This window comes from Faecalibacterium sp. IP-3-29, assembly GCF_023347335.1.
GTDB classification, from domain to species: domain Bacteria; phylum Bacillota; class Clostridia; order Oscillospirales; family Ruminococcaceae; genus Faecalibacterium; species Faecalibacterium duncaniae.
Map to the genome: position 1 here is coordinate 1,183,499 of NZ_CP094471.1, position 24,918 is coordinate 1,208,416.

Genomic DNA, 24,918 nt, shown 5'->3' on the forward strand with positions numbered 1-24,918 from the left:
TTATATTTAACCGTAAGGAGGTACTACATGATACAAGATGCATTCTGGGGGATATTGATCCCCTTTCTGGGCACAAGTCTTGGGGCGGGCTGTGTGTTCTTTTTGAAAAACTCTCTGCGTGACGGCATCCAGCGCGCCCTCACCGGCTTTGCCGCCGGAGTGATGGTGGCGGCATCGGTATGGAGCTTGCTGATCCCGGCCATGGAGCAGGCCGCGGATCTGGGCGGACTGGCGTTTTTCCCGGCAGTGGTGGGTTTCTGGCTGGGTATCTTGTTTTTGCTGCTGCTGGACCATCTCATCCCGCATCTGCACCAGAACAGTTTGCAGGCCGAAGGGCCAAAAAGCCAGCTCCAGCGCACCACCATGATGGTTCTGGCGGTGACGCTGCACAACATCCCGGAGGGTATGGCAGTGGGCGTGGTCTACGCCGGGTATCTTGCCGGAACTGCTCAGATCACCGCCGCCGGGGCGCTGGCACTTTCCCTTGGCATAGCCATCCAGAACTTCCCGGAGGGGGCCATCATCTCCATGCCCCTGCGGGCGGAAGGAATGAAAAAAGGCCGGGCGTTCTGGGGCGGCGTGCTGTCCGGCCTCGTAGAGCCCATCGGGGCAGTGCTGACGATTCTGGCGGCAGGCATCGTGGTGCCCGCGTTGCCCTATCTGCTCAGCTTTGCCGCCGGAGCCATGCTGTATGTGGTGGTGGAGGAACTGATCCCGGAAATGTCGCAGGGACAACACTCCAACGTTGGCACGGTATTTTTCGCGGTGGGCTTCAGCGTGATGATGGTGCTGGATGTGGCACTGGGGTGACGGCTGGGGGTCTTGAAAACGAAATCTCTTTTGGAATCTCCGAAAATGCATAAACTTCTTGACAGAGGAGACGGCAGGGCGTATTATTTTGGCAGAAGGACCGCTGAGAAGCGGCTTTTTATAGAACGAAAAGTTAGCTTTATCTAACTTTTGGCACGAGGAATTGCTGGCCTGTCACCCGGAACAGTGGGCGCATCTGGTAAAAAGTATTGCATTGTGAACGGTAAATAGAAAGAGGGGGGCGTTATGTCCTTTTTTGAAAACACTCGAAAGCCCGTAGGCTTTGGCGGGAAGATCATGGTTGCTATGATGAACTTTGGACACAGCGCAATGGCAGAATGGGGGCTGCGCTTTTTACAGCCTGCCCCGGATGCCATGGTGCTGGACTGCGGCTGCGGCGGTGGAGCGAACATTAAAACGCTGTTGAAACTGTGCCCCAACGGCAAGGTGCAGGGCATCGACTACTCAGCCGTCAGCGTGGAAAAAGCGCGAAAAGTCAATGCCAGAGCCATTGCGGCAGGACGGTGTACCGTGCAACAGGCAAGTGTGGCAGAGCTGCCGTTTGAAGCGGAGCAGTTTGATGTGGTGACCGCTTTTGAAACAGTCTACTTCTGGCCGGAGCTTGCACAGAATTTCAGAGAGGTTTATCGAGTGCTGAAGCCAGGCGGGGTCTTTTTCATCTGTAACGAAGCGAACGGCGAAACAACAAAAGACGACAGATGGACACAAATTATCAATGGGATGACCATCTATACGGATACTGCACTGAAAGAGTATCTGGAACAAGCAGGATTCTGTCAGATCCAAAGTCACAAAAATAAAAAGGGCTGGCTGTGCGTTACGGCGCAAAAGCGGTGAAGTAGTGCAACCGTAACACTTGGAACAGTGAAGAGCATGGCATGGTTTGCCTGCCGGAAAGCAGAATGAGGAGAACAGGAAGGAACCTATGAAATACAAAATCGAGAAAAACACCGTGCAGGAGACGCTGATTCTCCCACTGTATTCCCGGAAGCTGTGCACAGAGCTGTATCCAAACCTTTATCGGGACGAAACAGCGGTGCGCCTGATCGATGAAATCGACTACGACTTTTCAGAGGCAGAGAAAAATTCTCGCAGCCTGATGCAGCGTTTCGGTGCGCTGGAGGTGGCCATGCGGCAGAATGACCTTGCCTATGAGGTGCGGGCGTACCTGAAAAACCACCCCTGTGCGGCAGTGGTCAATCTGGGCTGCGGGCTGGATAACACCGGCAGAGCCTGCGACAACGGCAGATGCAAGATCTACAATCTGGATTTCCCGGATGTGATCGCCTTGCGGCAGCAGCTGCTGCCCGCCGGGGAGCGGGAGCAAAACATCCCCTGTGACCTGAAAGACCCCGCATGGTTTGACAAGATCGATGCCTCCGGCGGGGCGGTGTTCTTTGCCTCCGGGGTGTTCTATTACTTCCTGACCCAGCAGGTCCGGGATCTGGTGCAGGGGATGGCGGAGGCTTTCCCCGGCGGAGTGCTGGTCTTTGATGCTGCCAACCGTACGGCGGTGAAGATGATCGCCAAAACGTGGCTCAGGACGGCGAAAATCAAGGATGTGGGAGCATATTTCGCGGTTTCGGATGCGAAAAGTGAGCTTTCCCCATGGGACAGCCGTTTGCAAGTGTCCAGCCGGGGCTATATGCTGGGGTACAACGATTTGAAAGATCCTTCTGTCAGCGGCTTTTTCCGGTTTCTTGCAAGGGTCGGGGACAACGGGATGCAAATGCAGATCGTGAAGATCGGATTTGGAGACAGACAATGAAATACGCAGGGATGCCCTTTGGGATGTGTGTGCTGATGAAGGAGCTGGGTCTGTACGACCTGGCCCCCGCCCTGTGCCGTCTGGACTACACCATGAGCGAAGCAGGCGGTGTGACGAACTTTGTGCGGCAGTACACCCTTGCCTCCGGCGGACCCTACTGCGACTGCGGGTACAAAAAGGGTATAGAAAATCCATAAGTCATCTGCCACGCTCAGCGGAGCAAAAACCACACACCCAGCAGGATCGCAAGGAAAATCAGGTTGGACAGGGTGAACAGCCCGAAATACTGCTTCTTCCCCTGTGGCAGCTCCCGTGCAATCTGCCGGTAGGAGATAAGGCTGGCCATGGATGCGATCAAAGTGCCAAGACCTCCCAGATTGGTGCCGATGATGAGGGCTTGTGTCTCTGCCGTGAACCCGGACAGCAGCAGGGCGGCGGGAACATTACTGGTGACCTGCGAAGCAAGGACCGCCACCAGCACTTCCCGACCGGTCAGAAACTCCTGCAGCCAGCCAGAAAAGGCCGGAATGCGCCCCAGATTGCCAATGAAGATGAAAAAAGCCACAAAGGTCAAAAGCAGGGAATAGTCCACTGCCCGTAAGGTGTGCGGGTCTGCAAAAAGAACGCAGACGAGTACAGCGGCAAAGGCGATGCCATAGGGCAGCACCCGGATCACGGACAGCAGGCAAACGGCAAACAGAACCAGATACAGCAGGATGATCTTCTGATCCCCCTGAGACGCAGAGGAAGAAACAAGCTCATCCACGGAGAGGGCGGCAGAGGCTTTCCGGCAGACCAGCGCTGCCCAAGCCAGCAGCAGGAGCAGAGAGACTAGGGTGTAGGGCAGCATAAGAAGAACGAAGCCCCCGATGCTCATGCCGCTTTTTCCGTAAAGATAGAGGTTCTGCGGGTTGCCGATGGGGGTCAGCATACTGCCAAGGTTTGCTGCAATGGTCTGCATACAGACCACCGGGACCAGAAGGGAACGGCGGACATCCGCTCCCAGACGGCTCAGGACCACGAACGTAAAGGGAACGAAGGTCAGCAGGGAAACATCGTTGGTGATGAACATGCTTCCAAAAAAGCACAGCCCGACCAGTACCAGTGTCAGCTGAAAGGTGCTGTGGGTGCGGGACAGCAATGCCCGGCCCAGTCCATCAAAAAAGCCCTGCCGCCGCAGTCCGGCCATGACCGTCATCAGGGAAAACAGGATCGCCAGCGTGCGCAGGTCGATGTAGCCGAGATACTGCACATCCGGCGGAACAAAGAAGGCGGAGACGACGGCCAGCACAGCGGCTGCGGTGAGGACCGTTTCCTGCTGAATGAATTGTTTGAGTAGTTTCATAGAGACACATCCTTGTAGTTGTAAAGGCTGCCCTGCTACGGTGCCGGACGGCCTTTTTTCGTATTTCAGAGCAACAGTTCAAACAACCCGATCATCAGCGGCATGGTCAGGATGGAAAGCAGCGTGCTCAGGACATAGATCGCGCTGGAATGAGAAGCATCCCGGTCATAGAGCTGTGCCATGGAGGTGACCGTTGCACAGGCGGGGGTAATGGCAGAAAGGTAAACCGTCATCAGGATGGGCTTGCCGTCCGGGATCCAAAGGGATGCGTGAACTACCCAAAGCAGCAGAACGATGACCAGCGGAACACCCAGCAGACGCAGAAATACCGGTAGATAGTTGCGCGGGGTGCAGAAAACCTTTTTCAGGGGCACTTCCGCAATGGCCATGCCTGCCAGCAGCATTCCCATGGGGCCGATCATATTGCCGACACTGCTCAGTGTGCTGGTGATCGGGGCAGGCAGCGAGATGTGCAGCAGGTACAGCAGAGCACCGGCTGCAATGGCGATCAGATTGACATTGGTAAGGAGCTTGCGCCATTCCAGCCGGCCAGACCCCTGCAAGCAGGCACTGGCATGGGTCCAGAGCAGCACCAGCTGTACAATGACAAAGGCGCAGGAGTAGACAACATATTCCTCCCCCAGCAGGGCCTGTACAATAGGAATGACCAGCGCGGCGGCATTGCTGTAAATGATATTGACCTGCTCCACGGCGTCCAGCTTGAGAGCTTTGCGGAACAGCGCATTCAGAAGCAGAAATACAACGTGCATTCCAACGGCGATGCCCATGGAATAAAGCAGCCCGGTGCGGATCTCCGGTGTATCCTTGATCTGAAAGGCGTTCAGAACGACACAGGGCATGACCAGATAGACAAAGACCACAGACAGCACCTTACTGTCCAATGCCTTCAACAAGCCGGTTTTTACAACGGCATATCCCATCAGCAGAATCAGAAATAGCTGCGCGATCTGCTGCATCAATAAAAGGCTGATTTGCATTTGGATCTCCTCTTTTGCAATTCGTTTTTGCAGCACCATCCTACTCCATTGGCGGGGCATCGTCAAGAGAAAACAGAAAAAATGCGATCTGAATAAGAAAAAACGGATGGCTCCGCAGAACCATCCGCTAAAACTGGTATCATCAGTCTTTCCGATACTTATATGCACCCTCAATGGCGTGGACCAGATGATAACGGAACCGGGCCTGTTGGGGTAAATCCCTTTCTGCTCGTCCGGTTTCCCAAAAGCCCACGGGGGCTTTTCGGCTTAAGCAAGGATCCCGGTGGACTGCAAAAACAGCACCAGCATCATCACCGGAGCAACGTATCGGATCATCACCCGGTAGAGTTTCTTGCGGCGGAAGGTCTCGCCGCTGCGCTGCATCTCGTCAATGACGTAATCCGGTGTCATGACCCAGCCAATCAGGATGGTGGACAGCAGGGCAATGAAAGGCATCATAACACTGTTGCTGACATAGTCCATGATATCCAACAGCTGCCCCACCGATCCGTTGGGGAGCTGTACTTCAAAATAGAAGATGCTGTAACCCAGCGCAATGATGGCGGAAGCGGCCAGATAGATGACCGCCAGCACAAGCACCGTCTTTTTGCGGCCCGAGTGGAAGATCTCCATGCAGTTGGCGGTGATGGATTCCAGCACCGAGATGCAGGAAGTCAGGGTGGCAAAAATGGCAGTGACAAAGAACAGGATGCCAACGAACACGCCCGCCTTGCCCATGGCGTTGAATACCTTGGGCAGCGAGACGAACATCAGGCTGGGGCCTGCGCTCATGCCCTCGGTGCCGGAGAATACATACACGGCGGGGATGATCATGGCACCGGCCAGCAGGGCTACGCCGGTATCGAAGATCTCAATCTGATTCACCGCTTTGTTCAGGTCTACGTCCGGTTTGACGTAGGAACCGTAGGTGATCATAATGCCCATGGACACGCTGAGGGAGAAGAACAGCTGGCTCATGGCATCCAGCAAAATCTGCAAAAAGCGGCTGACAGTCAGCCCTTCCATGTGCGGGGTCAGGTAGTAGCGCAGACCCTCCAGACCGGTGCGCATCTGGCCGGAGGCATCCTCGTGGCGCAGGGTGAGGGCGTAACCCGCAATCACCACCACCAGTACCAGCAGAATGGGCATCATGCAGCGGGACACCCGCTCAATGCCTCCCTCCACGCCGTTGTACACGATGAAAGCAGTCACGCCCATGAACAGCAGAGCGAACACCACAGGGGAGACCGGCGAGGTGATGAAGCTGGTAAAATAACCGTCCTCAGCAGCGGCAGCAGACTGTCCGGTCAGGTAGACTGCCGCATATTTCGTGATCCACCCGCCGATGACGGCATAGTAGGTCATAATCAGAACTGGCACCAGAAAGGTCAGGATGCCGAGGAATTTCCACTTGGGACGCATGCTCTCGTAGGCACGGATGGCACTCTGCTTGGTGCGGCGGCCAATGGCGATATCCGAGGTGAGCAGCGTGAAACCGAAGGTCAGCACCAGCACCAGATACACCAGCAAAAACAAACCGCCGCCATCCTTTGCGGCAAGGTACGGGAACCGCCACAGGTTGCCGACACCCACCGCACTTCCGGCGGCAGCAAGGACAAATCCGATTTGTCCGGAGAAACTGCTTGCTTTCTTTTCCATGATTCTGAAACTCCTATCCGTATTTCCTATTGTAATATAGGATAACATGGAGTATCATATCAGTAAACAGAATAAAATTACTACGACATATAAATTTTACTTATGGAGTATTTGAGATGCGGGAACAGAAAGACCGATACGAGATATTCTTGAAAGTGTGCGAAACGGGCAGTTTTTCCAAAGCAGCGGAGGCATTGAACTATACCCAATCCGGCATCAGCCAGATGATGGCGGGGTTGGAAGAAGAACTGGGCGTGAAGCTGTTCGCCCGCATCAACCGGGGCGTGACCCTGACCGACAACGGGACACGTCTTTTGCCCTACATCCGGGAACTGGCCAACCAGAAGAACCGGCTGCGGCAGGCGGCGTTCAATATCAACCACAAGGTGGAGGGCAAGCTGCGGGTGGGCAGCATTTCCAGCATCACAACGCTCTGGATGCCGGAAGTGGTGCACTATTTCAAGGAGAACTACCCGAAGGTGAGTATAGAGATCCTGGACGGCAACTATGATGAGATCCGGGAATGGATCATCCATGGGCAGGTGGATTGCGGTTTCCTCTCATCCATTGTGGCAGACGACCTGAAATTCTACCCGCTCTGGGACGACCCGTTGTGTGCCGTGTTCCCGGAGGGGCATCCACTGGCTGCACGACCCAGCGTAACGCTGTCGCAGCTGTTTCAGTATCCGCTCATCATTGAAACGCCCGGCTGCGATAACGATATCCAGCACCTGATGCTCAAGTGCCCGGTGAAGCCGAACATTTCTTACAGCTTCCGGGACGATACCCTCATCATGGCGTTCGTGCGCAGCGGGCTGGGCGTGACCATCTCGCAGGAGCTGGTGATGCAGGCATTCGGCTGCCCCGGGGTAGTGTCCCGTCCGCTGGAGCCTGCCTGCTGCCGGACGCTGGGGCTGGCGTTTTCCAAAACTGCCAGCTCGGTGGTGAGCCGGACGCTGCTGGAATATCTGAAATCCACACGGCAGCAAAAGGATACACCGCAGATAAAATAAGAACAAATAGAGGAGAATGGTATAAGATAGAGTGAATATCAGGATGACTCCATAACGAAAGCCCGTCTGCGCTGCCACATATCGTGGCTTGCAGACGAGCTTTTTTGTTTGACCGGAGAAAAATTACCATAGCTCTTTTACAATGCGGTTTGGTGTGGTATACTGAACTTGACAACTTGGAAGTTACGGGAGGAAAGCTCAATGGAGGAACGGACATATCAGACCCGTTGCGGAACGATTCACTATTGGGTGAGTGTGTCAAACCCGGATACAATTACTCTTGTTTTTCTGCCGGGATTGACTGCGGATCATCGACTGTTTGATAAGCAGATTCAGTATTTCGAGAGCAGGTATAATGTTATCGTCTGGGATGCGCCGGCACAAGGTTCCTCATGGCCGTTTCGATTTGATTTTGATCTGTTCGATAAGGCAAAATGGCTGAACGATATCTTAAACCAAGAAGGAATCACAAAGCCTGTCATTGTTGGGCAGTCTATGGGTGGATATGTGGGACAGGCTTATGCGCAGCTTTACCCAGACAAAATGACGGGTTTTGTCTCCATTGACTCTGCACCGCTGCAACGAAGCTATGTGACGGCAGTTGAAATTTGGCTCTTGAAACGGATGGAACCGGTATATGCTCACTATCCGTGGAAATGGCTCCTGAAATCGGGGTCGGAAGGTGTTGCCACGTCTGATTACGGTAGAAACCTCATGCGTGAAATGATGCTAACCTATGACGGAAATCAGAAACGCTATGCACAAATTGCCGGACAAGGTTATCGCATTTTGGCAGCGGCCATGGAAAAGAATCTGCCGTATGAGATCAAGTGCCCGGCTTTATTGATATGCGGCACACAAGATCACGCAGGTTCGTGTATACGGTACAACAAAGCATGGCATCGCAATACGAAAATTCCTTTGACGTGGATAGAAGGAGCAGGACACAATTCCAATACAGACAAACCCGAACAGGTGAATCGTTTGATAGAGGGATTTATTGCTGATATTTTATAACAGATAATTTCCATTAGTCGACCAACAAAATCAAACCATCCCTTCAGCGGACAGCCTCAAAATGGTTGTCCGCTGTTTTTATGCCTGGACATCCCGGCAGGGGAAATCTGCCCGATAAAACCGCCCATGGCGGCGCATGGAGCGGTCAACGGGTCAACAGCTCAAAATGGTTCCGTTTGGTGATCAGCAGCCCTTCCCTTTGCAGCTTGGAAAGCTCCACCGACATGGCGGCACGCTCCACGCAGAGAAAATCCGCCAACTGCTGACGGTCAAAGGGAATGTCAAAGGAAAGGGAGGACTGCCGGATGGATTCGGCAGACAGGTAGGACAGCAGTTTTTCCCGAGTAGTGCGCTTGCTGACATGGGTGATCTTATCGTTAAAAAGCAGTATTTTGTTTGCCAGAACGCTGACCAGATTGCGGATGAGTTTCTGGTGATGGTCGCAGGCGGTGGGGCAGGAGGTGAGCAGCCGCTTGACGTTCAGCAGCAGAATTTCGCAATCCTCCTCTGCCACCACGCTGATGTTCAGGATGGCACCGGGGGTGGCGGCGTAAGGTTCGCCGAAAAAGTCTCCGGTATTGCACTTGGACAGGATGTTGCGGTGTCCCCAAAGGTCCTCCTGGATCACAAGGGTGGAGCCGGACAACATAAGCCCCATGACCTCTGTGGAATCTCCGGCGCGGAAAATGTAGGAGCCCCGGGGCCGGGTGATTTTCGCTGCACTGACACAGTGCAGGATAGACAGGATCTCATCATCGGTAAGCCCGGTAAAGAAGGGGCAGTTCCGCAGAACAGGCAGATATTTTTGCATAAAGTCTCTCCTTGTTTGAATTCAAACATACAAGTTGCCTTTAGTATACTATAATAAGGATGCAAATGCAAAAAACACCCACAACAGGAGAGTATAGATATGATTCGGAAGATTATCCATATTGACGAAGATAAATGCAACGGCTGCGGCTTGTGCGCAACCGCTTGCCACGAGGGAGCCATCGACATCATCAACGGCAAGGCAAAGCTGGTGCGGGAAAATTTCTGCGATGGCTTTGGCGACTGCCTGCCGGGCTGCCCCACCGGTGCCATCACCTTTGAAGAGCGGGAAGCCCCTGCCTACGACGAGGCGGCGGTGCAGGAGAACAAAAAGAAAAAGGAATTGCAGGAGAAGATGAAGCACCTGCACGAGGGCGGTTGCCCCGGCTCCCGGATGCGGATGCTGGAACAGTCGGAGGCTGCCGAAAGCGCAGCTGCTGCCCCCGTGCAGCCGGTTTCCCGCCTGCGCAACTGGCCGGTGCAGATCAAGCTGGCACCTGTCCATGCGCCCTACTTTGAGGGCGCAAAACTCCTGATTGCAGCGGACTGCACGGCATACGCCTACGCCAATTTCCATCAGGAGTTTATGCGCGGCAAAGTGACTCTCATCGGCTGCCCGAAGCTGGATGCTGTGGATTACAGCGAAAAGCTCACCGAGATCCTGCGCAGCAACGACATCCAGAGCGTGACCATCCTCCGCATGGAGGTGCCCTGCTGCGGCGGCTTGGAGATGGCAGCGAAAAAGGCACTTCAAGCCAGCGGAAAGTTCATTCCGTGGCAGGTGGTCACCATTTCCATTGACGGAAAAATTCTGGACTGAATGCGGCAACACAGATCGACCGAGTGTCTTTGACTTTGGGTTATTCCAAGGCGGTGCGGGCAGTGCGCACAAGATACTCCATGGCCTCCACCGGGTACTGCCCGGCGGCGGTCTCCCCGGTGAGCATCACGCTGGAAGCGCCGTCTGCTACGGCGTTGTAGATGTCGCTGACCTCGGCGCGGGTGGGGACCGCCCGGCTGCACATACTGTCCAGCATCTGGGTCACCACCATAAAGGGCACCCCGGCAGACCGGCAGACCGCCGAAAGCTGTTTCTGGCACCGGGGCAGCTCCCACAGGGGCATGGCGTTGCCAAGGTCCCCGCGGGCAATGACCACTTCATCCACAAGGGGTAGGAACTCCGGCAGGGCCTGTACCCCCGCAAGGCTCTCGATCTTGGCAAAAATGCGGATCTGCCCGGCCCCGGCCTGTTCCAGCGCCCGGCGCAGGGTGCGGATGTCCTCAGCCCCCCGCACGAAGGGCAGCATCACCCCGGTAACGCCGCAGGCTCCCGCCAGCTGCAGGTTTTGCAGGTCCTCCTCCGTCAACGTGGGGGAGGCCACCGTCAGCCCCGGTGCCGCAAGGCTTTTGCGGCTTTGCAGGGTGCCGCCCCGTACCACAGTACACTGCAGGGCAGCGCCATCGGCTTCGGCCACCTGCACAAGGAGCCTGCCGTCGTCCAGCAGGAGGTTCTGGCCCGGCCGGGCTGCATGCACCAGCGCCGCCGGGCAGGGGACACCCCCTTGCCCCAGCCGGAGGCTCTGGCCTGGTTCCAGCACAAGGGGCTGGGGCAGCGTGCCAATGCGCAGCTCCGGCCCCTGCAGGTCGATGAGCAGCTGGGGGATGCCCACGGCGTGGATGATATCCAGCCAGTCTTTGTGGGCCGAAAGGGGCCCGTGGGAAAGGTTCATGCGGATGCCCGTCATGCCAGCTTCCACCATGCGCTGCAAGGTCTCCAACTGGGCACAGGCGGGGCCGATGGTACCATAAAATTCCAAAAAAATCACCCGGTTTCGTTTTTTCTTATTGTAACACGGAATGGGACCGTTGAAAAGTGCCAAACCAGGCGGCAACGAAAAAAGGCGTGACAGCCCGCCCCAAAGGGGAAAACGGGGAGAGCCAGAACCAAGAAATTGTTGCAAAAGTATTATTTTTTCGTGAATATTAGCACTCTGCTATTGACACTGCTAAAAAATGGTGCTATAACAGTGGCGTGCTCAGGAGGAAGGGCAAAAGGAGAGCCGCAAGGCTCCCCGGAAAGCCTTTCCGAGTGGACGCTTCAGATTTTTTGCCCCGACCCGAACGCCGGGATTGGAGGAATGATTTATGCTTATGCCGACTGTTTTCCATGAAAACCTGTTCGATGATTTCTTCGATCCGTTCTGGAATGACGCTGCACTGGAACGTATGATGAACCGTGAGGCTCGTGATACCTTTGGTAAGCGCGGTGCAAACATGATGAAGACCGATGTCAAACAGACGGACAACGGCTACGAAGTAGCTGTTGACCTGCCGGGCTGCAAGAAGGAAGACGTTCAGATGGATCTGAACGACGGCTACCTGACCATTCAGGCAGTGCGCAGCCACAGCAATGACGAAAAGGATCAGAATGGCCGCTATCTGCGGCGCGAATCCTTCTCCGGCACCTGCGCACGCAGTTTCTACGTGGGCGATGTGAAGAAGGAGGACATCCACGCAAAGTTCGAGGATGGTGTCCTGCACATCGAGCTGCCTGCTCCTCAGCAGACGAAGGCTTTGCCTGAGAACCCGAATCTGATTGAAATCGAGTAAAATGCCGGTCGTGTGTGCCAAGTCACACACGCACATAAAGTGGCCCCGGAGAGCTGCAACAAGCTCTCCGGGGCCATTTTTGTTTCCTGGTATCTTTTCCGCAGAGAGAAATCATGGTATACTGAGAACGACAACTCGGAATTTATGAAATCGGAGGCATTGATATTATTATGTGGAATGAACTAGGAATCAGCGGTGGAACCGCAATCGTTATTTTAATTGCGCTGTATTTTGTTATCAAGTGGGCAGTGAAAAATGGTATTAAAGAAGCATACAGTGCTATCACCGGAAAGAAAACTGATGAAGACATCAAAAACGAAAAAGAACTGAAAGAGCTTGGATTGGATTCAGAAAATCAATAACTTCTGATTTATCAAAGAAGAAAACTGAGATCGTGGGTTCCATGTTTGCCAAGTGCGAGATGCAGATGGTGAATTTCATGGGCACAGAGCTGCACGAAACGGAATTTTACCAGTGTGATCTGCGGAAAGCCGACTTCCGGGATGCCACAGGCTATAAGGTGGATATTCTGGGCAGCCGCCTGAAAGATGCAAAATTTTCGCTGCCGGAGGCCGTGAATCTGCTGGCAGATCTGAAGATCAAGCTGTCCTGAACGAGTCCTCTGCCACGGTAGCCGGTCACCCTCTCCATTGACGGGAAAATTCTGAATGGAGGAAAGCGCTTTAACGCGGGATTTTTATAACCCCCAAAGGGAGTTCTGTTCGGACGTTCGTCCGTAACGGAACTCCCTTTTTTGAAAGACACAATTTTTTAACATCCCTTTCCGTTTACACCCCGGCGAAAGAAGTGTATAATAAAATAATGTAATTGTGCGGCTGTGCATTGCGAAATGATGTGAGAAGGGAACCGATATCGATGAACCAAAACAAGCAAGCGCCCCGGCGGAGGATGACCCGGCGGGAGTGGAGGATCCGGCGCTGCCTGCGTCTGGCACGGAACTGGGCCGTGTTTCTGGCGGCCTGCGGCGCGGCTGTTGCCCTGATGACCAGCGGCATTTTATGGCTGCTGCCCAAGGCCCACGCCCTGATCGCGGGGCCGGAGGCCTTTGTGGCCAGAAACTACGATGGCACCGAATACCAGCTGAACCTTGCCGATGCCCGGCTGGTGCTGGTGAACGGCAATCTGCCGCTGGACGCAGAGCCTGCCCCGGCCCTTGCGGTGGCGGATGATGCCACGGGCCAGCAGCTGGAAGCGGAAGCCGCAGAGCAGTACCGCGCCATGGCGGCAGCTGCGGCGGCAGACGGTGTCACGCTGGAACTGGTGACGGGCTATCAGGATGTTTCCGCACGGGAAGCGGCCTTTGATGCTGGGAAGCAGGTGTATCTGGAAAAGGGGCTTTCCGAAGGGGAGGCAGCGGCCTATGCCGCCAGCGTCTGCCCTCCGGCCAATGCCAGCGAGCAGGCCACCGGCTATGCGGCGGACATCCTCAGCCCGGACTGCACCGAAAAGACCACCCGCTTTGCCGATACCCGCGCCTACGAGTGGCTGACCGCCTACGCTGCGGAGTATGGTTTTGTCCTCCGCTGGCCGGAGGAGCGGCAGGCCGCCACCGGCATGATATACGAGCCCTGGCACTGGCGCTATGTGGGGGTGGAAAATGCCCTCGCCATCCGCGCGTCCGGACTCTCGCTGGAGGAGTTCCTTGCGCTGGAGCGCACAAAGCTGTAACAAAAAAGGAGAACGACTGTTGAGACGAACCGAGATCGCGCCCGGGGTCCATCTTTCCTGGGACCCGGCGCAGAAATTCAACCGCTGCCGGATCAGCATCCACTTTGCGTTTCCGGCACGGCGGGAGACGGCAACCGCTCACGCTCTGCTGCCTCTGTTGATGGAGCGGGGCTATGCGGATTGCCCGGATATGACCCAGATGACCAAAAAGCTTGCCCGGCTGTACGGCGCGGACCTGACCGTGGATGCCCGCCCGCTGGGTGCAAACCACAACCTCTGCGTCAGTGTGACCGGCATCAAGGACCGCTTTGCACTGGAGGGCGAGGCCCTGACCCGGGAGTATGCCGCGCTGGCGCTGGGCACGGCGTTCCATCCCTATTTTGTGGGCGGTGTGTTTGACCCGGAGGCGGTCACCATCGAAAAGCAGATGCTGAAAAAGGCGCTGGAGGATGAGATCAACGAAAAGCGCATCTACTGCCAGCGGCAGGCCAACCGGGAGTTCTTTGGGAGCAGCCCCGCCGGCATCCGGCAGGAGGGTTATCTGGACGAGGTGGACGGCCTGACCCCGGAAACGCTGACAGAGGCTTATCGTGAGATGCTCCGCACCGCCAGCATCGAGCTGCTGGTGCTGGGCTGCGGGGAAGCGGAGACCGAGCAGGTGAAGCAGGCCCTCCTGGAAGAGCTTTCCCACATCGGGCGGGCCCCGCTGCCATTGTGCGAGAACCTTGCCATGCCCCGGCAGGATGCCGTGCGCAGGGTGGAATGCTTTGACACGGTGCAGGCCAAGCTCTGCATGCTGTTCACGCTGGGCGTGCCCATGCGCCCCGACCAGATGGCGGCGGTGCGGCTTGCCATGGCGCTGTATGGCGGCAGTGTGACCAGCCGCCTGTTCCTGAACGTGCGGGAACGGGATCATCTGTGCTATTACTGCTCGTCCAGCTTCCAGAGCTTTACCGGGAGCATGGCTGTGAACAGCGGCGTGGAGCACGCCGACGCGGCCCGGGCCGAAAAAGCGATCCTGAAGGAGCTGGATGACCTGCGCAGCGGCCCCATCACGGCTGAGGAGCTTGAGGACTGCCGCCGCTCCCTGCTGAGCGGGATGGCGGGCATTGAGGATACGCTGGGCGGCATTGAGACCTGGTATTACATGGAGGTGCTGCGGGGCGGCCCGGTGCAGACCCCGGACGATGCCCGCGCGGCCCTGCAGGCTGTGACCGAGGAGAATGTCCGCACCGTCCTGCGGCAGCTGACCCTTTCGGTCAGCTATCTTCTGACCCGAGAGGAGGAGAGCGCCCATGCCTGAACAGAACACGAACCGTGCCCTGACCGAGGCTGCCGCCGATGAGTGGAAGGTGCTGCCCTCGGGCCTGACGGTGCTGGTGCGGCCCATGCCGGGCTATTCCGGCACTCATGTCATCTATGCCACCCGCTTTGGCTCCATCGACCGGGATTTCCGGGTGGACGGCAGGGAAGTGCACCTGCCCGCCGGGGTGGCGCATTTTCTGGAACACAAGATGTTTGAGGATGAGGACGGCGATGCCTTTGCAAAGTTCGCCAAGACCGGTGCCAACGCCAATGCCTTTACCAGCTTTGACCGCACCTGTTACCTGTTTACCGCCACCGAGCAGCTGGACGAAAGCCTGGATGTGCTGCTGGGCATGGTGGGCCGTCCCTACTTTACTGAGCAGACCATCGCCAAGGAGCAGGGCATCATCGGGCAGGAGATCAAAATGTATGATGACAGCGCCGACTGGCGGCTCATCACCGGCCTGTGCGAGTGCCTGTATCACAGCCACCCCATCCGCAGCGACATTGCGGGCACGGTGGAAAGCATTGCAGAGATCACGCCGGAGATGCTGTACGACTGCTGCAAGGCGTTCTATGCCCCCAACAACATGGTGCTGGCCGCCGCAGGCAGCACCAGCATGGAACAGATCCTGGCGGCCTGTGCGCGCCACGGCCTGATGGAAGCGCGCCCGGTGGAGCGGGTGCAGCGGCTCTGGACAGAGGAACCCATGACGCTGGCCGCCACTGAAAAGACCATTACAATGCCGGTGTCCAAGCCCTGCTTCGGCATCGGCTTCAAGGAGCAGCCGCTGCAGCATGACGACCTGCGCAGCGAGATCCTGTATGATCTCATCCTCTGCTGCATCTCTGGCGGCATGTCGAGGCTCTACCGGAAGCTCTATGATGAGGGCCTGACCAACCCCGGCTTTGGCGGGGAGGTGCTCCGGGTGGACGGTTGCTGCTGCATCCTGTTCACCGGCGAGAGCGATGTGCCCGACACTGTGAAGCAGCTGCTGTTGGAGGAGATCCGGCGCATCCGTGCTGAGGGTGTGGACCGGGAGATCTTTACCCTGTGCAAGAATGAAAAATACGGCCAGCTGATCGAAAATCTGGAGAACGTGGAGGACTCGGCCAGCCAGATGGCAGATTTTGCCCTCAGCGGCCAGACCGTGGCCCAGCAGATCGCCACGCTGGCGGCTCTGACGGCAGAGGATGCCGACGCGGCGCTGCAGAAGATCCTGAGCGAAGAGCGGATGGCTGTGATGTACATCCAGCCCGATGGCACGGCCGGGGAAGAGCTGGACGATGAAGAGGAGATGGAAGAATGACGAATCTGGTGCAGTTTCCGGGGCTGGGGCTGAGCTTTGAGCTTGACCGCGTGGCCTTTTCCATCGGAGGCATGAACATTTACTGGTACGGTGTCTGCATTGCCGTGGGCATGTGCCTGGCGCTGGTGTTCGCCTTCCGGCACAGTGTGGAGTTTGGTGTGGATGCCGATGCCATGGTGGATGTCATCCTCATCGGTGTGGTCATGGGTATCCTGTGTGCCCGGCTCTACTATGTGGCCCTTTCGCCCTATCAGTACCACAGCCTGAAAGATGTGCTTGCCATCCGGGATGGCGGTCTTGCCATTTACGGCGGCATCATCGGAGCCTTTTTGTTCGGAGGTTTGGCCTGTAAGTGGCGGAAAGTTCCCGTGCTGCCCATGTTTGATCTGGCGGCCATGGGCTTCCTCATCGGGCAGGGCTGCGGCCGCTGGGGCAACTTCTTCAATCAGGAGGCCTTTGGCTGCAACACCACCCTGCCCTGGGGCATGTACAGCCAGGCGACCCACGATTACCTGACGAGCAGCGTGGTCACGGTGCCCAAAGGTGTGACCATCGACCCGAACCTGCCGGTGCATCCTACCTTCTTATATGAGAGCATCTGGTGCTTTGTGGGGTTGTTTTTGCTGGTGCGATACATCAAAAAGCGCAGGTTTGCAGGAGATATCGCCCTGCGGTACCTCATCTGGTACGGCGCAGGCCGCTTCTGGATCGAAGCCCTCCGCACCGACAGCCTGCTGCTGGTGCCCAGCATCGGCCTGCGGGTGTCCCAGCTGGTGGCAGGCATTGCCGTGGTGGGCGGTGTGATCGCTGAGATCCTTCTGACAAGGAAGTTCAGGGACAAGCCCCTGATGGTAGAGCTGCCCCTGAACAGCGAGAACCGGGCACGGATGAAAAAGCTGGACGGCCCCACTGCCTTTGCGGGGACGGACGCTGCTCTGCCGGCCTCTGCATCCCGCGCGGAGTTCGTTGAGAAAACGGCAGCGTGGAATGAAACCGTAAAGAAAGCGCTGGACCGGCGCGAACACCCGGAAAAGAACGAAAAAAATCCGGAGTAAAGTGCAAAAAGCCCTTGCAAAGCGGACTTTTTTCTGCTATAATATTCTAGCCGCATGGTGTGGGCACCGGAAACGGCCCCGTGAGGGTCTGCCTTTACGACCAGCGAGTACAACGAAAAGGAATGAACAAAATGTACGCAATCATTGTTACCGGCGGTAAGCAGTACCGCGTGGAGCAGGGCGACATCGTCTACATCGAAAAGCTGGACGTTGAGGCCGACTCCGAAGTGAAGTTTGATCAGGTTCTCGCTATTGGCGAGGAGGGTTCTGTCAAGGTTGGCGCTCCCGTTGTTGAGGGCGCTTCCGTTTCTGCCAAGGTCATCAAGAATGGCAAGGGCAAGAAGCTGAACATCATCACCTATCGCGCAAAGAAGCACAGTGCTCGCCGCATGGGCCATCGTCAGCCCTACACCAAGGTTGAGATCACTGCGATCAACGGCTAAGGAGGTAAATTACAATGGCACATAAAAAGGGCGTAGGCAGCACCAAGAACGGCCGCGATTCCGCAGCACAGCGTCTGGGCACCAAGCGTGCAGATGGTCAGTTCGTTCTGGCCGGCAACATCCTGGTTCGTCAGCGTGGCACCCACATCATGCCGGGTGAGAACGTTGGCAAGGGCAGCGATGACACCCTGTTTGCTCTGGTTGACGGCACTGTCCGTTTTGAGCGCGTGGGCAAGAGCGGCAAGAAGTGCAGCGTGAAGCAGTAACTTCTGCCTGAAAAACTGCAACCCGAAGAGCCGGACCCTCGTGGCCCGGCTCTTTTTAGGTAACGAAAAAGCCTGTTCTGTTTAGAAATCAAACCTCTCAGTCCGTGCTCTGGCGCGGCCGGCTTCCCCGGGTAGGGGAGCGGAACAGAGGGAAAAGGCTTTTTAAGAATAGGAGGGGCTGTATGGCAGCACAAACCAATTTTATCGATATCGCCACCATCTGGCTCCATGCGGGCAAGGGCGGCGATGGCGCAGTGAGCTTCCATCGTGAGAAGTTCGTGGCCGCTGGCGGCCCGGACGGCGGTGATGGCGGCCGCGGCGGTGACATCATCTTTGTGGCGGATGATCATCTTTCCACCCTGATGGACTTCCGCTACAAGCGCAAGTACACTGCCCCCGAGGGCGGCAAGGGCGGCGCAAGCCTCTGCCACGGCAAGAATGCCGAAAACCTCATCATCAAGGTGCCGCTGGGCACCGTGATCAAGGATGCGGAGAGCGGGCTGGTCATCGCGGACCTGTCCGACCACACCCCCGTCACCATCGCAAAGGGCGGCCGCGGCGGCTACGGCAACGCACATTTTGCAACGCCTACCCGCCAGATCCCCAAGTTTGCCAAGCCCGGTATGCCTGGCGAGGACATCCAGGTGACGCTGGAGCTGAAGCTGATCGCTGACGTGGGCCTGATCGGCTTCCCCAATGTGGGCAAGTCCACCCTCATCTCTACCATCAGCGCAGCCAAGCCCAAGATCGCGAACTACCACTTCACCACGCTGGTGCCCACCCTGGGTGTCGTGTCGGTGGGTGAGGGTGCCAGCTTTGTCTGCGCCGACATCCCCGGCCTGATCGAGGGTGCCAGTGAGGGCATCGGTCTGGGCCACGACTTCCTGCGCCATGTGGAGCGCTGCCGCCTGCTGCTGCATGTGGTGGATGTCTCCGGCAGCGAGTGCCGTGAGCCGGTGGAGGACTTTGAAAAGATCAACGAGGAGCTGGCAAAGTTCAGCCCCGAGCTGGCACAGCGCCCCCAGATCGTGGTGGGCAACAAGTGCGACCTGGCCACCGAGGAGCAGATCGAGAGCTTCCGCAGCTATGTGGAGGGCAAGGGCCTGACCTTTGTGCCCATCTCTGCCGCCACCATGCAGGGCGTGCGGGAGCTGCCGGGCCTGGTCTACAACCGCCTGAAGGATATCCCGCCGGTGCCTGTGTTCACCCCCGAGTACAAGAAGCCCGAGCCCAAGGCCAACGACCGTGCTTATACCATCCAGCGGATGGAGGCCCATGTGTGGAGCATCGACGCGCCCTGGCTGGAGTATATCCTGGCCGGCAGCAATGTGGATGACTACGAGAGCCTGCAGTATTTCCAGCGTCAGCTGGACGAGAGCGGCATCCTGGCCGAACTGGTGGAAAAGGGCGTGCAGGAGAACGACACCATCCTCATTGGTGAATATCAGTTCGATTATATCTTCTAAAAGGTTAACTGGCTCGCCCTCTCAGGCCGCTTCGCGTCCAGCTCCCCCAAAGGGGGAGCCCTTGGCAAAAACAAGCTGTTTTGCGTGGATTGCCAAAGCCTCGCCCTTCGGGAGAGGTGGCAGTGCGAAGCACTGACGGAGAGGGTGAGGGCGCTGACAAAAGGGATTTTCTTATGAACGAACCTGAAACCATCGACCCCCGTGAGCTGAACCCGCTGGCGCTGGCCTTTGTGGGAGACAGCGTGCTGGAATTGCTGGTGCGCACCCGTCTGGCACGGCACCACCGGATGTCCGCAGGCAAGCTCAATGTGGAAAAGGTCAAGTATGTCTCGGCCCGGGCACAGTTCCGGGAGGAGCAGCTGCTGGAGCCGCTCTTCACAGAGGAGGAGCTGGCTGTGTTCAAGCGGGGCCGCAACGCCAGCAAGGCCAGTGTGGCCAAGCACGCTTCCCCTGAAGAATACCGCGCTTCCACCGGCTTTGAGTGTCTGTTGGGCTGGCTCTACCTCACCGGGCAGATGGCCCGTGTGGAAGAGCTGTTCGATGCCTTGTGGCAGCAGTTTGACCCGAACCAGAAATAAAACGCGAAAGCCCGCTGCTTTCCGCACTGGAAAACAGTGCAGGGAAGGCAGCGGGCTTTCTTATGCGGTGTTACTTCTTGTTCTTGGCACCCTCATCGTCAGCACCCTTGGTATACTGGTTGGGGTGCTTGTGCTCGTTGGTGGTCTGATTGGTGGTGCGGTTCTGGCTCTGGTTCTTGCAGTTGTTCGTGCGGTTTTCGGTGCGATTCTCGCTGTGGTCCTTCATGGTTCGTTACTCCTTTCGTGAGGGGGCTTTCCCTCACAGCCTTAGTTTTGCCGCGAACGGCGGCTTTATTCATGGGAGGATAAGCTTTCATGCCTACGGAATATTTTGAGCGCCGGGAGCGCGCTCTGCTGGGCGATCGGTTCGATGCTCTCTATGCCGCCCCGCAGGATACTGCTGCCCGGGGCGTGACGGTCTCGGCCCTGCGTGCTGCGCCGGAGCAGTTTGCCGCGCAGGCAGATTTTCCGGTGGAGCCCTCGCCCTTCTGCAAGGCGGGCTTTGTGGTGCAGGACCCCGCCTTCAAGCCCGGGCGGCACCCCTACCACCATGCGGGCGTGTTCTACTCGCAGGAGCCTTCCGCTTCCAGTGCCGCGCCCCTGCTGGGGGTCCGGCCCGGGATGCGGGTGCTGGATACCTGCGCGGCCCCCGGCGGCAAGAGCAGCCAGCTGGCGGCAGCGCTGGGCGGGCAGGGGCTGCTGGTGAGCAACGAGTTCGTTGCCGCCCGCGCCGAGGTGCTCCGGAGCAATCTGGAGCGGATGGGCGTGCCCAACGCCGTGGTGCTGAACGAGGACACCGGCCGCATTGCCGCTGCTCTGCCGGAGTTTTTTGACCGTGTTCTCGTGGATGCGCCCTGCTCCGGCGAGGGGATGTTCCGCAAGGAAGCCGTGGCTGTGACCCAGCATTGTGAAGCGCTGGTAAAGCAGTGCGCCGCACTGGGGGCACAGATCCTGGACAACGCGGCAGCCTGCCTGGCCCCCGGCGGCGAGATGATCTACTCCACCTGCACCTTTGCCCCGGAAGAGGACGAGGGACAGGTGGCGGCATTTTTGCAGCGCCACCCGGAGTTCACGCTGGCCGATGTGTTCGGCAATGTGGATTACAGCTTTGGCAGCCCGGGTGAGGCAAACCGCACCGGCGGCTTGCCGCTGGATGTGAACAAAGTGCGCCGGATCTGGCCCTGTCAGGGCGGCGAGGGGCATTTTATTGCCCGTCTGGTCAAGGCTGGCACGCCGCGGGCGCTGCCTGCCCCCGGAACCTATACGGCAGAGGAAGAGCTCTGGCTGGCTGCTGCCGCAGAGCAGAGCAAAAAGCAGAAGGGAAGCAAGGGCGGCAAGCCTGCCAAGGCCACGGATGCCCGCAGTGTCCGCCGGGAGAGCAGCCGTGCCCTGCGGGAGGCGGTGCAGGGCCGCAGCACCCGCAGCCGGGATGCCGGGGCGGGGGAGGCCACCCCGGCCCAGAGCCTTGCTGCATGGCAGGAGTTTGCCCGGCAGTATTTCCCGGCGCTGGCGGACCGCCCTGCCGTGGTGCATGGCGGCAGCGTTCTGCTGCCCGTGCCTTTCCCGCAGACGGGACTGCATGTCCTGCGGGCGGGGGTGTTCGTGGGCAGCGTGCAGAAGGGCCGCTTCGTGCCGGAGCACCACCTGTTCACGGCATTCGGCGCGCTCTGCACCAACCGCGAAGCACTGACCCTTGCCGACCCGCGGGTAACGGAGTACCTTTCCGGCCGTGAGATCGCCGCGGACACTGCCGCCGATGGCTGGTGCTGCGTGACCGTGGATGGCTGCCCCATGGGCGGCGGTAAGGTGTCGGGCGGACGGGTCAAAAACCATTACCCCAAGGCCCTGCGGCTGCTGTAAACCGGCCTGAAAAGCCGGTTTTCCAACACGAATAAGCGAAAAACACGCCCGGAGCCCTTGAATGGGATTCGTGATTGTGCTACAATAATAGAGTTAGATTTTGTGTGCTGCCACAAGCGGGCGACCACAGCCCGTCTGCCCGCAGGCGGAGATTTCGATAAAACTTTAGGAGGTTCCCCATGTCTGGACATAGCAAATGGAACAACATTAAGCGCAAGAAGGAAAAGACCGATGGTGCAAGAGCAAAGGTCTTTACCAAGATCGGCCGTGAGATCAGCGTTGCCGTCCGTGACGGCGGCCCCAACCCGGCTTCCAACAGCAAGCTGGCAGACCTGATCGCCAAGGCAAAGCGCATGAGCGTGCCCAACGATAACATCCAGCGCATCATCAAGAAGGCTGAGGGCGGTGACAAGACCGAGTTCGAGGCCATCACCTACGAGGGCTACGGCCCCGGCGGCGTTGCTGTCATGGTCGAGACCCTGACCGACAACCGCAACCGTACCGCTGCCGACCTGCGCCACTATTTCGACAAGAACGGCGGCAACCTGGGCGCTATGGGCTGTGTTGGCTTCCTGTTCAGCCAGAAGGGTGTCATTGACATCTCTCTGGAGGATAAGGATGCCGATGAGGCCATGATGGACGCTCTGGATGCCGGTGCCGAGGACTTTGATGCAGGCGAAGAGGCTGCTGAGATCACCACCGATCCCGAGAACTACTCCGCTGTGGTCAAGGCCATGGAAGAGAAGGGCTACGAGATCCTGAGCGACGACCTGGCCATGGTCCCCATGACCACCACCCGCCTGACCGACCCCGATCAGCTCAAGGCAATGGGCAAGCTGCTGGACTCTCTGGAGGACAACGACGATGTCCAGAATGTCTGGCACAGCCTGGAGAACGAAGAGGATCTGCCGGAATAAGGTGTATCTGCGCCTGCTGACTCTGTAATAGAAAATCAAAGCGCTGCCCCCCTGTGAAAAAACTCAGAGGGCGGCGCTTTTTTGCTTTGCCGATTGCGCGGCGGGGGTAAATATGGTACAATGATTTGAAACAGACCACGATGAAACGAGGTGGCGCATATGGAAGCAAAACGCATCTGCCCGTACTGCATGGGAGAACTGGAAAGCCGGGTGTCGGTGTGCCCCCATTGCGGCGGGGTACTGGCCGGGCGCAACCCGGCGGGCAGTCTGCCGGTGGGCACGCTGTTGGCCGGACGGTATACCGTGGGCGAGATGCAGAGCATCGACGGCGAGGGCATCCTGTACCGGGGCGTGGAGAACGTCGGGCGGTTCCGGGTGACCATCAAGGAGTATATGCCCCTGACACTGTCGGCGGAGCGGGGCACGGACGCGCTGCTCCGGCCCAAGCTGGGCAGCGAGGTGCTGTTCAAGACCACCCGGATGGACTTTGCCGATCTCTACCGCTCCATCCAGCGCATCACCCCCGCAAACGGTCTGGAGGCTGTGCTGGACGTGTTCGAGGAGAACAACACCGTCTACGCCGTGATGGAAAACCCCGGCGGCATCCCGCTGCAGCAGTGGCTGGATGAGCGCCCCAGCCCGGTTTCGGCCGAGACGGCCCGCAATATGCTGCAGCCTGTGTTTGACGGCGTGGCGGCCATGCATCAGGTGGGGCTGGTGCACCGGGGCATCTGCCCGGAAAACATCCGGGTGCTGGAAAACGGCCGGGCACGCCTGACGGGCTACGCCACCGTGGGGCTGCGCACGGCGGGCAGCGGCCTGCACGAGCAGCTGTATGAGGGCTACTCGGCACCGGAACAGTATTCCACCACCGAATTCGAGGGCCGTTACACCGACGAATACAGCCTTGCCGCCGTGGTCTACCGGATGGTCTGCGGGCAGAGCCCTGTTCCTGCGGCACAGCGGCTGGTGTCGGACTCCAACCCCCGCGCCCGCACGCTGGAACGGGCGGTGCCGGAGTATGTTTCGGATGTGCTCTGGATGGGCCTGCAGCTCAGGCCTGCCGAGCGCATCCAGACCGTGCCCCAGCTGTTCCGGGCACTGAGCAGCCAGGAGTATACCACGGAGCTTACCCAGACCCTGCAGCAGGCCGCGCCGCGCCCTCAGTCCACCGAGGAAGAGGAGCGGAAAAAGCATATACTCAGCCTGCGCAACCTGCTGGCGGCCATCCTGATCCTGCTGGCCATCCTGACATTGCTCATCGTGTGGGGGCTGGTGAATCAGGGGCTGCACACCGCAAAGCCTGCGGAATCCACCCCGGCCTCCGAACCGGCCAGTTCGCTGGTGACAGAGCCGGTGAATCTGGCCCCGGACTTTGTGGGGATGGACTACGATTCGCAGGTGCGCAACAACAACAGCTATGCCGGGGATTACCTGTTCTATGTGACCATGGAATACAGTGATACCGTGGAAAAGGGCAAGATCATCCGTCAGACCCCCGAAGCCGGGGAGGTCATCGAAGAGGGCAGCACCATCGATCTGGTGGTCAGCCGCGGCCCACAGATGGTGGAGATGCCCAACGTGGCAGGCTTTACCCGGGACGGCGCGGAGCAGCAGCTGGCGCAGGTGGGGCTGAATGCGAGCTTCTATCCCATTTATAACGATGGCTCCTATGTTTCGGGCTGTGTGGCCTATTGCAGCGAGGAGCCCGGTGCCATGGTGGAGGTCGGCTCGACTATCATCGTCTATATGGCGGCAGAGGTCGAGGCCGAGGTGCCCGCCACCCCGCCCGAGACCACGACCCCTTCTGCCGGTACCACACCGTCTGCCGCGCAGACGGAGCCGCCGACCGGTGGGGCCGGCACCGAATACGATACGGATTGACGCAAAGCGGCCTGCCGGAGAGGGCAGGCCGCTTTTTTGATGAGAACGCTTGAAGAAAATGAATGATTCTGATAGAATTATATTAGAATCATTT

General features: G+C 58.0%; 26 protein-coding genes and 1 pseudogene. 21 read left to right on the forward strand and 6 right to left on the reverse strand.

Annotated features, from left to right (window positions below):
* Window positions 1–27: 27 nt before the first annotated feature.
* From MTP40_RS05720 to MTP40_RS05735, 4 genes and pseudogenes are all read left to right on the forward strand, one after another.
* Entirely contained in the window at window positions 28–810 is a 783-nt protein-coding gene (locus MTP40_RS05720; RefSeq protein ID WP_207685019.1) for a ZIP family metal transporter, read from the forward strand.
* Between the two features lie 246 nt (window positions 811–1,056).
* Window positions 1,057–1,668: a class I SAM-dependent methyltransferase gene (locus MTP40_RS05725; protein WP_249259972.1), complete on the forward strand. Its 612-nt coding sequence runs from the start codon at window positions 1,057–1,059 to the stop codon at window positions 1,666–1,668.
* Window positions 1,669–1,756: 88 nt separating this feature from the next.
* Complete coding sequence (locus MTP40_RS05730) at window positions 1,757–2,599, forward strand: class I SAM-dependent methyltransferase (RefSeq protein ID WP_207685021.1); 843 nt, start codon at window positions 1,757–1,759, stop codon at window positions 2,597–2,599.
* Window positions 2,600–2,619: 20 nt separating this feature from the next.
* Window positions 2,620–2,796 (forward strand): annotated as a pseudogene (locus MTP40_RS05735) (L-2-amino-thiazoline-4-carboxylic acid hydrolase); the annotation flags it as partial.
* Window positions 2,797–2,810: 14 nt separating this feature from the next.
* On the opposite strand, the gene MTP40_RS05740 reads toward MTP40_RS05735, so the two are convergent.
* The 3 genes from MTP40_RS05740 to MTP40_RS05750 all read right to left on the reverse strand — a co-directional run bounded on the left by MTP40_RS05740 (window position 2,811) and on the right by MTP40_RS05750 (window position 6,601).
* Window positions 2,811–3,944, reverse strand: a complete 1,134-nt coding sequence (locus MTP40_RS05740) for an SLC13 family permease (protein WP_207685022.1) — start codon at window positions 3,942–3,944, stop codon at window positions 2,811–2,813.
* Window positions 3,945–4,009: 65 nt separating this feature from the next.
* A complete protein-coding gene (locus MTP40_RS05745; protein WP_207685023.1) occupies window positions 4,010–4,942 on the reverse strand; it encodes an AEC family transporter in 933 nt (310 codons plus the stop codon).
* A 267-nt stretch (window positions 4,943–5,209) separates the two neighbouring features.
* Window positions 5,210–6,601 carry a sodium-dependent transporter gene (locus MTP40_RS05750; protein WP_249259973.1) on the reverse strand — a complete coding sequence of 464 codons (1,392 nt, stop codon included), beginning with the start codon at window positions 6,599–6,601 and terminating at the stop codon, window positions 5,210–5,212.
* A gap of 116 nt (window positions 6,602–6,717) precedes the next feature.
* Between MTP40_RS05750 and MTP40_RS05755 the strand changes: the two genes are divergently transcribed.
* Window positions 6,718–7,614: a LysR family transcriptional regulator gene (locus MTP40_RS05755; RefSeq protein ID WP_256469188.1), complete on the forward strand. Its 897-nt coding sequence runs from the start codon at window positions 6,718–6,720 to the stop codon at window positions 7,612–7,614.
* Between the two features lie 201 nt (window positions 7,615–7,815).
* Window positions 7,816–8,631, forward strand: a complete 816-nt coding sequence (locus tag MTP40_RS05760) for an alpha/beta fold hydrolase (RefSeq protein WP_249259975.1) — start codon at window positions 7,816–7,818, stop codon at window positions 8,629–8,631.
* A 145-nt stretch (window positions 8,632–8,776) separates the two neighbouring features.
* On the opposite strand, the gene MTP40_RS05765 is transcribed toward MTP40_RS05760, so the two are convergent.
* Window positions 8,777–9,442 (reverse strand): Crp/Fnr family transcriptional regulator, encoded by a 666-nt coding sequence (locus MTP40_RS05765; protein WP_249259976.1) that lies wholly within the window; start codon window positions 9,440–9,442, stop codon window positions 8,777–8,779.
* 99 nt (window positions 9,443–9,541) lie between these two features.
* Between MTP40_RS05765 and MTP40_RS05770 the strand changes: the two genes are divergently transcribed.
* The gene (locus MTP40_RS05770) at window positions 9,542–10,261 is read left to right on the forward strand and encodes an ATP-binding protein (protein ID WP_249259977.1); all 720 of its coding nucleotides are present in this window, start codon (window positions 9,542–9,544) and stop codon (window positions 10,259–10,261) included.
* A gap of 40 nt (window positions 10,262–10,301) precedes the next feature.
* On the opposite strand, the gene MTP40_RS05775 is transcribed toward MTP40_RS05770, so the two are convergent.
* Entirely contained in the window at window positions 10,302–11,258 is a 957-nt protein-coding gene (locus MTP40_RS05775) for a pyruvate kinase (protein ID WP_154277514.1), read from the reverse strand.
* 328 nt (window positions 11,259–11,586) lie between these two features.
* Between MTP40_RS05775 and MTP40_RS05780 the strand changes: the two genes are divergently transcribed.
* From MTP40_RS05780 to MTP40_RS05830, 11 genes are all read left to right on the forward strand, one after another.
* Entirely contained in the window at window positions 11,587–12,051 is a 465-nt protein-coding gene (locus tag MTP40_RS05780) for an Hsp20/alpha crystallin family protein (RefSeq protein WP_249259978.1), read from the forward strand.
* Between the two features lie 170 nt (window positions 12,052–12,221).
* Entirely contained in the window at window positions 12,222–12,413 is a 192-nt protein-coding gene (locus MTP40_RS05785; protein ID WP_097772334.1) for a DUF6019 family protein, read from the forward strand.
* Window positions 12,414–12,454: 41 nt separating this feature from the next.
* Complete coding sequence (locus tag MTP40_RS05790) at window positions 12,455–12,664, forward strand: pentapeptide repeat-containing protein (protein WP_238077813.1); 210 nt, start codon at window positions 12,455–12,457, stop codon at window positions 12,662–12,664.
* Window positions 12,665–12,927: 263 nt separating this feature from the next.
* On the forward strand, window positions 12,928–13,740 hold the full coding sequence (locus tag MTP40_RS05795) for a M15 family metallopeptidase (protein WP_249259979.1): 813 nt from the start codon (window positions 12,928–12,930) through the stop codon (window positions 13,738–13,740).
* 19 nt (window positions 13,741–13,759) lie between these two features.
* Window positions 13,760–15,043 (forward strand): M16 family metallopeptidase, encoded by a 1,284-nt coding sequence (locus MTP40_RS05800; protein ID WP_154276338.1) that lies wholly within the window; start codon window positions 13,760–13,762, stop codon window positions 15,041–15,043.
* Window positions 15,036–16,355 carry an EF-P 5-aminopentanol modification-associated protein YfmH gene (yfmH, locus tag MTP40_RS05805; protein WP_249259980.1) on the forward strand — a complete coding sequence of 440 codons (1,320 nt, stop codon included), beginning with the start codon at window positions 15,036–15,038 and terminating at the stop codon, window positions 16,353–16,355. Before MTP40_RS05800 ends, yfmH begins: the two co-directional genes overlap by 8 nt.
* Window positions 16,352–17,410 carry a prolipoprotein diacylglyceryl transferase gene (gene lgt / locus MTP40_RS05810; protein WP_249259981.1) on the forward strand — a complete coding sequence of 353 codons (1,059 nt, stop codon included), beginning with the start codon at window positions 16,352–16,354 and terminating at the stop codon, window positions 17,408–17,410. The genes yfmH and lgt overlap by 4 nt, the downstream gene beginning before the upstream one ends.
* 131 nt (window positions 17,411–17,541) lie before the next feature.
* Window positions 17,542–17,853, forward strand: coding sequence for a 50S ribosomal protein L21 (gene rplU, locus MTP40_RS05815; RefSeq protein ID WP_035394408.1), 312 nt, complete (start codon window positions 17,542–17,544; stop codon window positions 17,851–17,853).
* A 14-nt stretch (window positions 17,854–17,867) separates the two neighbouring features.
* On the forward strand, window positions 17,868–18,119 hold the full coding sequence (gene rpmA / locus MTP40_RS05820; RefSeq protein WP_005923362.1) for a 50S ribosomal protein L27: 252 nt from the start codon (window positions 17,868–17,870) through the stop codon (window positions 18,117–18,119).
* Between the two features lie 182 nt (window positions 18,120–18,301).
* Window positions 18,302–19,585 carry a GTPase ObgE gene (gene obgE / locus MTP40_RS05825; protein ID WP_117503842.1) on the forward strand — a complete coding sequence of 428 codons (1,284 nt, stop codon included), beginning with the start codon at window positions 18,302–18,304 and terminating at the stop codon, window positions 19,583–19,585.
* 173 nt (window positions 19,586–19,758) lie between these two features.
* Entirely contained in the window at window positions 19,759–20,163 is a 405-nt protein-coding gene (locus MTP40_RS05830) for a Mini-ribonuclease 3 (RefSeq protein ID WP_154276336.1), read from the forward strand.
* Window positions 20,164–20,233: 70 nt separating this feature from the next.
* Here the strand turns inward: MTP40_RS05830 and MTP40_RS05835 are convergent, their stop codons facing one another.
* Window positions 20,234–20,389: a hypothetical protein gene (locus MTP40_RS05835; RefSeq protein WP_005933941.1), complete on the reverse strand. Its 156-nt coding sequence runs from the start codon at window positions 20,387–20,389 to the stop codon at window positions 20,234–20,236.
* A gap of 89 nt (window positions 20,390–20,478) precedes the next feature.
* On the opposite strand from MTP40_RS05835, the gene MTP40_RS05840 reads away from it, so the two are divergent.
* The 3 genes from MTP40_RS05840 (at window position 20,479) to MTP40_RS05850 (ending at window position 24,824) form a co-directional block, all read left to right on the forward strand.
* Window positions 20,479–22,023 carry an RsmB/NOP family class I SAM-dependent RNA methyltransferase gene (locus tag MTP40_RS05840; protein ID WP_249259982.1) on the forward strand — a complete coding sequence of 515 codons (1,545 nt, stop codon included), beginning with the start codon at window positions 20,479–20,481 and terminating at the stop codon, window positions 22,021–22,023.
* A gap of 179 nt (window positions 22,024–22,202) precedes the next feature.
* Window positions 22,203–22,940: a YebC/PmpR family DNA-binding transcriptional regulator gene (locus MTP40_RS05845; RefSeq protein WP_097770719.1), complete on the forward strand. Its 738-nt coding sequence runs from the start codon at window positions 22,203–22,205 to the stop codon at window positions 22,938–22,940.
* A 159-nt stretch (window positions 22,941–23,099) separates the two neighbouring features.
* Window positions 23,100–24,824, forward strand: a complete 1,725-nt coding sequence (locus MTP40_RS05850; protein WP_249259983.1) for a PASTA domain-containing protein — start codon at window positions 23,100–23,102, stop codon at window positions 24,822–24,824.
* Window positions 24,825–24,918 lie beyond the last annotated feature (94 nt).